Origin of the sequence: Microbulbifer sp. (assembly GCF_036563125.1) — a bacterium.
In the GTDB taxonomy this organism is placed as follows: Bacteria; Pseudomonadota; Gammaproteobacteria; order Pseudomonadales; family Cellvibrionaceae; genus Microbulbifer.
Window position 1 is genome coordinate 1 of the sequence record NZ_DATCMV010000158.1, and the last position, 10,556, is coordinate 10,556.

The window sequence follows — 10,556 nt, forward strand, 5'->3', positions numbered from 1 at the left end:
CTGACCGGTATCCAGCACCTGACCAAATCCTACAATGTGGGTGAATCGGTGACTGCTGCCTTCGCACAGGCTTCAATGGAAACCGAGGTTGCTGGTCTGGCACTGACCGGTACCGCTGGCCTGCGTTACGTGTACACCGAAGTGGACACCAAGGGCTACACCGGTAAGGTGGAGAACGGCCTGGTAGTTGCCGAAGCCTCTGACGTCAAGCACGACTACGGTCATGTACTGCCGAGCCTGAACCTGGCGTTGGCGATTGATGAGCAGCAGACCCTGCGTTTCGGCGCAGCGAAAACCATCTCCCGTGCGCGCATGGATGAGATGAACTCTTCTGTAAGCTTCGAGTTCATGTCTACCGCTGACGCGAATGGCAACAACTTCAAGATCAGCGGTGGCAACCCTTATCTGGAGCCGAAAGAAGCCATTGGTCTGGATCTTTCCTATGAGAACTACTTCAGTGACGAAGGTTACTTCTCTGTGGCGATGTTCTGGAAAGACCTGGATTCCTGGCACTTTGATGGCAACTACGAAGTTGACCTGTCCGAAGTTCTGGACCTGAGTTCTGTAGCGCTCCCGGATGGTGTAGACACTACTGCTACCCGTTACTCCAAAATCAATGGTGGTGGCGGCACCCTGCAGGGTTATGAACTGTCTGTGTCTCTGCCGTTCAATATATTCAGCGAGAGCCTGGACGGCTTCGGTCTGTTGGCCAGCCACACTGGTGTGAGCTCTGATGTCAAAGATCCGAATGGTAACGACTACGAACTGCCGGGCCTGTCCGACAGCATTCAGAACCTGACCTTCTACTACGACAACCACGGCTTCTCCGCCCGTACCAGCGTGCGCAAGCGCTCTGACTTCAAGGGTGAAGTGTACGGTGTTGGCTTTGACAGCCAGCAGGTTGACGTAGTGGGCGAAACCATCGTCGACGCCCAGCTGGGTTACGACTTCGGTGAGTCCGGAATCGGTGGTCTGGAAGGCCTGTCCGTTTACCTGCAGGGCATCAACCTGACCGACGAGCCCTTCACCACCCTGAGCGGCGACAATGCGCTGCAGGTGCGTGATTACCAGAGCTACGGTAAGACCTACCTGCTGGGCTTCAGCTACAAGCTGTAATCTCAACTGAGTTGTCTCTCTAGCCCCTGCGATTCCGGTTGCAGGGGCTTTTTTGTTTGCAGGGAAGTGTTATGTAATTGCGAAGGAACCGGTATAAGAACCCGTAAAGGGAAAGCGATGTGAACAACAAAACGATAAAAAATCTCGTCATTCTCGGCGGCGGTACCGCCGGCTGGATGACGGCGGCAATGATGGCCAGAAGCCTGGCGGGCACCGTGGACATTACCCTGGTGGAATCCGACCAGATCGGCACCGTCGGTGTGGGCGAAGCCACGATTCCGCCGATTCTGAATTTCAACCGCGCGCTCGGCCTCGACGAGGCGGAATTCCTGCGTGCCACCAACGGCACCATCAAACTCGGCATTCAGTTTGAAAACTGGTCGCGCCCCGGCGAAAGCTACATGCATGCCTTTGGCAGCATCGGCAAAAATTTTCCTTTCTGTGATTTCCATCATTTCTGGTTGCGCAGTCACGCTTCCGGCCACAGTGACAGTTACTGGGATTTCTCCCTGAACTATCAGGCGGCCAAGCAAAACAGGTTTGCGCATCTGGCGAATATTCCCAATACCAACCTGCCGGGACTTTCCTACGCCTATCATTTTGACGCCGCGCTGTATGCGCAATATCTGCGCCGCTACAGCGAGTCCAAAGGCGTTAAGCGTGTCGAGGGCAAGGTGAGCGATGTGCGCTGCAACCATGACAGCGGCCATGTTGAGAATCTGGCTCTGGAGAATGGTCAGGTTATTGAGGGAGATCTTTTCGTCGATTGCTCGGGATTTGTCGGGCTGCTGATCGATAAGGCTGTCGGCAGCCAGTATGAAAGTTGGAGCCAGTGGCTTCCCTGTGACCGCGCCATGGCGATTCCCAGTGAATCGGCTGATTCCATTCCCCCGTATACCCGTTCCATTGCCCACGCCTGTGGCTGGCAATGGCAGATCCCGCTGCAACACCGCACCGGCAACGGGCTGGTGTATTCCAGCAGCCACTGGAGTGATGAACAGGCCCGCGAGGTCCTGTTGGGCAATTTGCCGGGTAAGCCCCTCGCGGAGCCGCGGGTGATTCCGTTCCGCACCGGACACCGACGTGAACAGTGGAAGAGAAACGTAGTTAGCCTGGGGCTTGCCAGTGGATTCCTGGAGCCGCTGGAAAGCACCTCTATCCACCTGGTGCAATCCGGTGCTACTCGGCTGGTCAAGTGTTTCCCGCATCGCGGCATTCGCGCTGAGGAAGTGGCGGAATTCAACCGCCAGTCACGGGTGGAAATGGAGCGTATCCGCGACTTTATCATTCTGCACTACAAAGCCAACCAGCGAGGCGACAGTGACTTCTGGCGGCATTGCGAAAGCATGGAGATCCCGCAGAGCCTGCAGCACAAGATCGAGCTCTTCCGTACGACCGGCAAGGTTTTCCGGGATTACGAGGATTTGTTCACCGAGGTGGCCTGGCAGCAGGTGCTGATCGGGCAGGGGGTGCTGCCCGAGGATCATCATGTGATTGCGGATGGCCTGAGTGATGTACAGCTGGATGACCTGCTACAGAGCCTGAAAACCCTGATCCAGGGCACGGTCAAACAGTTGCCGACCCATGAGGCGTTTTTGTCCTCACTGCTGGCAGCCGGCGTCAAATAGCCAGTCGATGGCATAGGGAAACTCACGGCGCCAGAAGGTTTCGCTGTGATTTCCCTCGTCGTCGAGTTTTGCCTGCCACAAGTGCCGCTTACCCCGAATTTTCAGGATCTTTTCCATTTCCACAAAACCTTCGGTCATCTCCTCCCCCTCGCGCGCGCCGGTCAGCAGGTAGATCCGTGTATTGTCCAGCTGCGGATTATTCGCGGATGCATTCAATACGCCTGGCGCAATCCAGTAGGAGGGAGAAAAAAACCGGCCATGCCAAAAATGTCGGGATAGCGATTGATGGCGTGGTTGGAGATGAGCCCACCCATGGAGCTTCCCATGATCGCGGTGTGGTCGCGGTCTGCCAGCGTGCGATATTCCCGGTCGATGCGCGGTTTCAATTCCTTCACCAGGAAATCCACATAGGCGTTGCCTTCGCCGCTACCGAAGCGCTCATTGTCGTAGGGGTTCAGTTCGGTCATGCGCAGCTTGTCGCCGTGGTCGATGCCCACCACGATCACTTCCAGGCCACAGGTCTGCGCCAGCTGATTGAGGCTCTCATCCACACCCCATTCGCCCACGTAGGAGGTCGCATCGTCGAACAGGTTCTGGCCGTCGTGCATATACAGCACCGGGTAGCGCCTGTCGGACTCCTCGTAACCTGAGGGCAGGTAGATGCGGTAGGTGCGCGCGCGTTGCAATGAATCCATCGCAATCGCGGGCATCACCTGCACATTGGCTTGTGCCGTAGATGATGTTGCGGCGGGTGTTGCGGCAGTGAGTTGTGCCGATGCGCCGAGCATCAGGATCAGTACCTGCGCGAGTTTCTTGTACATTGTTGTGGCTCTCCGGGGCAGGGGAAAGTTGCCAGTATCCAGCGACTGGCTGGGGAGGGCGTCAGCCTTGGATAGGGAGGAGGGGGATATGAGAGGGCCCCGCGGTGATACGGGGCCCGGGCAGGCTTATCAGTGTGCCGTGGTGGTAAACGCGTTGCACACCATCACATCGATATCCAGAGAGCCGATCACCCGCTCCGCGGTATTGCCGCGCAGCAGCGAGCCGGTTTCACCGTACTGGTTCAGGGTACCCATCACCACGACGTCCGCATCGATCTCTTTTGCGATCTCGGCAACCACTTCGTTGGTGTAGCCCTGCTTTACGTGGATGCGATCGGTGGGTACCCCGGTCTTGTCCGCGAGCTTGGCCAGCTGGCCGCGATCCGGATAGCGCATGGAATCCAGGAAGGCGTTCACCAGATGCAGTTCGGCACCGTACACATCCGCGATGTAGCTGGCGCGCTCGGTAATCTGGCGATTCAGCTGGCGCTGGTGGGTGCTCTGCGCCTGGTAGTTGACCGTTGCCAGCACCACCTTGCGGCGATCCTTGGCGCCCGGCCGGATCAGCACCACCGGACATTTGGCCTGCTTCAGTACCTGCCACTTGGATTCGGCAAAGGTGAAGCGGCGGCTGGTCTTGGCGTGTACCGGCAGGTAGATCATTTCCGCGTTGTAGCGCTTGGCTTCCTGAATAATCGCTCCCTGCCAGTCACTGGACCAGCACACGGTAATTTCGAATTCCACACCGGCCTGTTCGATGGGTTTGCGAATCTGGTCGCGAAACCAGAATTCATCGCGGAACAGGTGGTCGTTTACCGCGCGGGTGTCTACCGCTTCACCATCCACGGCGACGAATACCGCCAGCTTCGGCTGCGGGTTGCGCTCGCGGGCAGTGGTCAGTGCGCGCTCCAGGGCTACGTGGCGATCGTCATTGGGGTCGACGACAACGAATACGACGGGTTTGTCCTGCATGGTTACTCCTTATTTATCTGGAAATCCAATCCCTAAGTTTTCTCTCTGCCTTGCGGCTCTCTCGGCTGCCGCCCTCTGTTTTGGGTGCCCGCGTAGCGGCCTGCAGGCGGCTTTGTGACCGAGAGGTCGAGATTATCACCGGTCGCTGCTTTTTTCATCTGCGCCTGTTTCCATCTACGCCCCGTGCCGGGAGGAGGAAACTCTGGCGCAGGTGCGTACATTAGGTTGCAGTGATGACCGTTCCATAACGGCGGAGAGACGATAATGAGAAAAATGTTCGGCCTGAGTGCCGCAATATCCGCGGCCGCACTTGCCCTGGCCGCCTGTTCCGACAGTGAATCCCAAGGCCCGGCCGATCAGGCTCGCGCGGTATCTTCACCGCAGGTGGCCGAGTCCGCCTTGACCCAGGTCAATAATTTTTCCGCGGATCCTTTCTGGAACAACGCCACTATCTATTTCATGTTGCCGGACCGCTTCTACAACGGTAACCCGGACAACGACCTGTCCTACGGCCGCAAAAATGACGCCGCCCATATGCGCGGATTTCTCGGCGGCGACCTGCGCGGTGTCATCCAGAAGCTGGAAGAGGGCTATTTCACCGATCTGGGTGTAGACGCCATCTGGATGTCCCCGATCATCGAAAACGTCCACGGCTACGACGAGGGCGACAAGCGCACCTACGCTTTCCACGGTTACTGGCCGAAAGACTGGACCAATGTGGACGCGAACTTTGGCAGCGAGGCCGAACTGGCAGAGCTGATTGAAAAGGCCCACAACAAGGGCGTGCGCATCCTGATGGATGTGATCATCAACCACACTGGCCCTGTCACCAGCGAAGACCCGCTGTGGCCTGCCGACTGGGTGCGCACCAACCCCCAGTGCGACTGGAGCAGCTTTGCACAGAATGTGCAGTGCGCACTGACCAACAACCTGCCGGATATTCTCACCGAGAGTGAAGCGCCGGTTGAGTTGCCATCGCAGCTGGTTGAAAAGTGGCGCAGTGAAGGCCGCCTGGAGCAGGAGCAGGCGGAGCTGGATGCGTTCTTCGCACGCACCGGCTACCCGCGCGCGCCCAAGTACTACATCGTCAAATGGCTCACCGACTGGGTACGCGAATACGGTGTGGACGGTTTCCGTGTGGATACCGTGAAGCACACCGAACCGGAAATCTGGGCGGTCCTGAAGAAAGAAGCCAGTGTCGCACTGGCGGAGTGGAAGGCGGCCAACACCGACAAAAAACTCGACGACCGCGAGTTTTTTATGGTGGGTGAGGTGTATCACTTCGGTGTAAACAACTTTGCCAACAGCGATGGCCGTTTCTATGACTACGGCGACCGCAAGGTGGACTTCTTCAACTACGGTTTTGACAGCCTGATCAACATGGGCTTCGCCGCCCATGCCGCACAGGATATGGAAAGTATTTTCAGTACTTACTCGGGCATCCTGCACGGCGGCGCGCTGGAAGGCGTGTCGGTACTGAACTACCTCGGTTCCCACGACGATCAGGGTTCCTTCGACCGCGAGCGCAAGCAGGTAAAAAGCGCCGCGCTGAAACTGATGCTGGCACCGGGTGCTGCGCAGATTTATTACGGCGATGAGATCGCCCGCCCGATGATCGATGAACAGGCCTACGGCGACGCCTCCATGCGTGTGCCCATGGACTGGAGCAGCCTGCAAAACGCCAGCACCAGCGACGTACTGCGTCACTGGCAGAAACTGGGGCAGTTCCGCCAGTCCCATCTCGCGGTTGGCGCCGGTGTGCACCAGCAGATCAGTGCCGCGCCCTACGTTTTTTCCCGCACGCTGGATAATGACCGCGTGATGGTGGCGGTGGATATGCCCGCTGGTGAAAAGGCGGTGAAGGCCGGTGAAGTATTTGCAGAAGGTGCACTGGTAAAAGACTACTACTCCGGCACTGAAACGCGAGTGACAAACGGTGTCCTGACCTTTGATACCGAGTTCGACATCTTGCTGCTGGGTGCTCCGGAGCAAGCCGAGCTGAGTGCGAATCAGTAATACGGATTTACCTGGTAATGATCTCTTGATGGCAGCCGCTGGCTGCGTGTGACTCCCCAACCTTATCTTTCTTCGTCGAAAGGCTTGCCGGTATCAGATATGGCCTGATACCGGCTTTTTTTTGCCTGAAGAAAACGTTGTGATGCGTGGCGCAAAAACGGACTACGCCCCCGGGGGAGGATGAGGAAATAAATTCACATAAGCGTAATTTTAAGTTGCGCCTTCTATGTTTGGTGCGCGCAATGCCGCTGAAAAAACTCTGCGGTCATAATTATAAGACTGCATGTCAAAACGACATGGCAGCCGCCCGGATAACAATAACTCCCGGAGCATAGCGATGAAATCTGCCCTCAGGACGGCCGGAGAACTATTCTCTGTGGCCCCCGTACGCCTGTGTGTGTTTGCCATTTTTGCGTGGTTATTGCCACTGCAGGCGAGCGCGCAGAGCTGGTCTGAAGCCTGGTTCCGCGGCACCCCGAACGACTGGGGTACCACCGCAATGACCTATGACGCCAGCGCGGGCGTGTGGGTTACCGAGCAGACGTTTGACGATGCCAATCCCCGCTTCAAGATCAGCCACTACCAGAACTGGAATGAAGCTTATCCGGCCAATGATTATCTGCTCGCAAATGGCAGCTACCGCATCACCTTCAACGATGTCAGCAAGGCCATCAGCGTAACGGAAATCACCTCACCGCCAGAAAACACCTCTACCAGTATCTGTTTCGATAACCCGCAGAACTATGCCACGCCGCATATCTATTTCTGGAACCCGCAACCGGGCGGGCGTGTTACTAACCTGCCTGGCTGGCCCGGCCGTCCCATGACCGCTGTTGGCGACTATTACTGCTACGATTTTTCCGAGGACCTAAGCAGCGGCGTCATGCCGGATTCCCTCAGTGTAATTTTCAATAATAACGGTGCGCCGCAGACCGCCGACCTTCAGTACAGCGGCAATCCCTGCTTTATCGGCGATCAGTGGCAGGGTGCGGAAACCTGCGGGTTGGATGGTGAAACGGCGGTGGAGCAGCCGCCAACTACCCGACCTTTACTGCAGCAACCGCTGAATTTTCCCATCTCCGGCAATGTGTCCGGTGGCAGTTACCGTTTTGAGGTGGCCTACCCGAACCTGCAGGGCCGGTTTATGTCGCCGGTGATGGTAATTCCCGACGGTATTAACGATCTTCTGTACGTGGTGGATAAAACTGGATCCATCTTAGTGTTTCCCAACCGCGCAGATGTTGCGGCCGCGGAAGTGCGCGAACTGTTGAATATCAGCGGTGTGGTACGCAATTACCACGAGCAGGGTCTTCTCAGCATGGCGTTTGACCCGGACTACGCCAGCAACGGTTTTATTTATATCTATTACATCCACGGCACCGATGACAATGAACGTGCTGCAGATGGAAGTTACGGCGATGCCATTCTTGAGCGCTGGACGGTGGATGACCCGAACAATCCCATGCAGGTGATTGCCGGCTCCAGCGCGGAAATTTTGCGTGTTCCCCAGCGCGGCCCGGACCACAAGGGCGGCATGATGCAGTTTCACCCGGAGGATCACTACCTCTACCTGGGTATTGGCGACGGTGCCTACGGCCACAGTGCCACCATGAGCTACCCGGAAGACCCGCGCACCAACAATGGTGCCCAGGAAACTTCCAACCTGCTGGGTTCCTTTATCCGCATCAAACCGCTGGCGCAGCCGGTGGACGGAAAGTATTACCAGATTCCCGCCGACAATCCGTTTGTGGGCGTGCCTGGCTTCCGCGGAGAGATCTGGTCTTATGGCCACCGCAATCCCTGGCGCTGGAGTTTTGATTCCGAAGCCCCTTACACCCTGTGGGAAACCGAAGTTGGGCAGGCAGGTTATGAAGAAGTTAACCTGATTGAAAAGGGAAAAAATTATGGCTGGCCCGTCTGTGAAGGGACCAATAACCGCGGTGACCTGGGCGGTGACCCGGGCAAGAATTGCAGCGTGGATTTCGAACCGCCGCGCGACGGCTATGCCCATCCCACCGGCTTCTCGATTATTGGCGGCGTGGTATACCGGGGCAATGCGCTGCCAGGTCTGAGTGGCCGATTTGTTTTCGGCGACTACGTAACCAAGCGTATCTGGACCATTGTGGATGGTGAGGCAAAATCGGTGATCAGCGAGGCATTTCCGGAAAACATCGCCTCTTTCGGTACGGATCTCAGTGGCGAAACCCTGTTGGTATCCACTTACGGTGTAGAGTACGGCGGCCAGTCCACCATTTACAAGGTAGTGGACGACGATGCCCAAGCCGCGGTCATTCCCGCAAAGCTTTCGCAAACCGGACTTTTTTCCGACCTGGAAAATCTGTTGCCGGTCAGCGGTGTGATGGAATACAGCCTCAATACCCAGGGTTGGTTCGATGGCGCCAGCACGCGGCATTTTATTGCGCTGCCCAACGATAGCCAGATCGACTTCGAGGCAACGGCGAACTGGCAGCTTCCCATTGGCACGGTGCTGGTCAAACACCAGAGCATCGCCACCGCGGAAAATCCCGCACTGCCGTTTACCACCTCGGTGCTGTTTCGCCAGGACACCGGTAAATGGCAGGCGGCCAATTATTACTGGAACAGTGCCGGTAACGACGCCGACCTGGTGACTGAATCGCTCACGGTGATGGATGGCGGCATTGCAAACCGTCAGCGCGCGGTACAGTCTGCCGCAGACTGCGGATCCTGCCACATCGGAAGTGGCAGTCGCGAGCCCCTGGCGGTGAATACGCGCCAGTTGAACCGCAATTTCCAGTACGGCGAAGGGGCCGAAGCCATCGCCAATCAGCTGGGTGTCTTCAACAATATCGCGCTGTTCACGGAAAATATCGGCGATGCCGAAAACCATGGAAAGTTTGTCGACGCCGCGGATACCTCGGCGGACCTGAACGAACGCGCGCGCACTTACCTCGCCACAAACTGCTCCCACTGTCACGCCAGTGGCTTTATGGATTTGCGCTATGACACCCCGCTGGCCGACATGCGACTGGTCAATGTGGAAACCACTGGCGGCGCTGCGCGCCTGCGGCCTTTCGACCACGCCGGCAGTCTGGTGTACATCTATCAGACCACCGACAACAACCGCATGCCCAAGGGCACACGCTATACCAATCCGGTGGCGGAGGCGTTATTCCGGCAATGGATAGACAGCATCGATGCACAGCAGGTGGGAATCCGCCTGCACGCGGACAGCGATCGCCTGAATGGCGGTGATGCGCTCGCAGTACAGGTCTACGCGCTGTTCGATAACGGTTTTCAAGTTCCGGTAGATGTCGCACCCAGTGTGGCATCCAGCGATCCTTCGGTGCTCGCGGTGGAATCCGTAAACGAGGGTGAATTCGTGCTGCGCGCCGGTGATACCGGCAGTGCCACCATCACGGTGCAGCAGGGTGGTTTCAGCGAGACGCTGACCATTTCTGTTACTACGGTAGATACCAGTATCACCGCGCTTGAAATTGCCCCCGCGGATATTGCGCTGGATAGCAGTCGCCAGCTGGTGGCCTTCGGGGTGCGCGCCGATGGCACCCGGCAAAATCTATTTGGCGAGGTGACCTGGTCCATTGCCAGCGGCCCCGCCAGTGTGGATCAGAATGGCCTGGTCACGAGAAGCGGGGAAGGCGCGGTGACGGTGCAGGCGGAACTGGGCGAATTCATTGCCACCGCGACATTGGTGGAGGGCTTTTCCGGTATTGCCCTGCGCTATGACAATCCGCAGAACTGGGCGCAGGTCTATGTACACCTGTGGATTACGGTGGATGGCCAGGACCAGGCGCTGACGCAATGGCCGGGCCTGCCGATGGCGGGACCGGACAGCGATGGCTGGTGGACCCATTACGTGGACCAAGAAGATCTGCACAATGGTGAGATCAATCTGGTATTCAACAGCGGCAATGGCCAGCAGACCGGCGATCAACGCAATATTGCCGAGTCCTCCAGTTTTGTCGGCGGCGCGCGGGAGCCGTGGATGCCGGAAGACGTCGTG

General features: G+C 57.5%; 7 protein-coding genes. 4 read left to right on the plus strand and 3 right to left on the minus strand.

Annotation, left to right across the window (positions count from 1 at the left end):
• A partial coding sequence (locus VIL80_RS13340) for a TonB-dependent receptor domain-containing protein (protein ID WP_332036587.1) occupies positions 1 to 1,116 on the plus strand: 1,116 nt, incomplete at its 5' end.
• A gap of 119 nt (positions 1,117 to 1,235) precedes the next feature.
• Complete coding sequence (locus VIL80_RS13345; protein ID WP_332036588.1) at positions 1,236 to 2,744, plus strand: tryptophan halogenase family protein; 1,509 nt, start codon at positions 1,236 to 1,238, stop codon at positions 2,742 to 2,744.
• On the opposite strand, the gene VIL80_RS13350 is transcribed toward VIL80_RS13345, so the two are convergent.
• From VIL80_RS13350 to VIL80_RS13360, 3 genes are all read right to left on the minus strand, one after another.
• Positions 2,718 to 2,960, minus strand: a complete 243-nt coding sequence (locus tag VIL80_RS13350; protein ID WP_332036589.1) for an alpha/beta hydrolase — start codon at positions 2,958 to 2,960, stop codon at positions 2,718 to 2,720. The two genes, VIL80_RS13345 and VIL80_RS13350, sit on opposite strands and share 27 nt — an antisense overlap.
• Positions 2,957 to 3,565, minus strand: coding sequence for an alpha/beta hydrolase (locus VIL80_RS13355; RefSeq protein WP_332036590.1), 609 nt, complete (start codon positions 3,563 to 3,565; stop codon positions 2,957 to 2,959). Before VIL80_RS13355 ends, VIL80_RS13350 begins: the two co-directional genes overlap by 4 nt.
• Positions 3,566 to 3,694: 129 nt before the next feature.
• A complete protein-coding gene (locus VIL80_RS13360; RefSeq protein ID WP_332036591.1) occupies positions 3,695 to 4,537 on the minus strand; it encodes a universal stress protein in 843 nt (280 codons plus the stop codon).
• A 264-nt stretch (positions 4,538 to 4,801) separates the two neighbouring features.
• Between VIL80_RS13360 and VIL80_RS13365 the strand changes: the two genes are divergently transcribed.
• Both VIL80_RS13365 and VIL80_RS13370 read left to right on the plus strand, forming a co-directional pair.
• Positions 4,802 to 6,553, plus strand: a complete 1,752-nt coding sequence (locus tag VIL80_RS13365; protein ID WP_332036592.1) for an alpha-amylase family glycosyl hydrolase — start codon at positions 4,802 to 4,804, stop codon at positions 6,551 to 6,553.
• A gap of 376 nt (positions 6,554 to 6,929) precedes the next feature.
• Positions 6,930 to 10,556 (plus strand): PQQ-dependent sugar dehydrogenase (locus VIL80_RS13370; protein ID WP_332036593.1); only part of this gene is annotated, 3,627 nt, incomplete at its 3' end.

What these genes read in the sequence shown, in the direction of transcription:
- VIL80_RS13355 (WP_332036590.1), bottom strand. Translation starts at nt 3,565, where the DNA reads ATGTACAAGAAACTCGCGCAGGTACTGATCCTGATGCTCGGCGCATCG.
- VIL80_RS13360 (WP_332036591.1), bottom strand. Translation starts at nt 4,537, where the DNA reads ATGCAGGACAAACCCGTCGTATTCGTTGTCGTCGACCCCAATGACGAT.
- VIL80_RS13365 (WP_332036592.1), top strand. Translation starts at nt 4,802, where the DNA reads ATGAGAAAAATGTTCGGCCTGAGTGCCGCAATATCCGCGGCCGCACTT.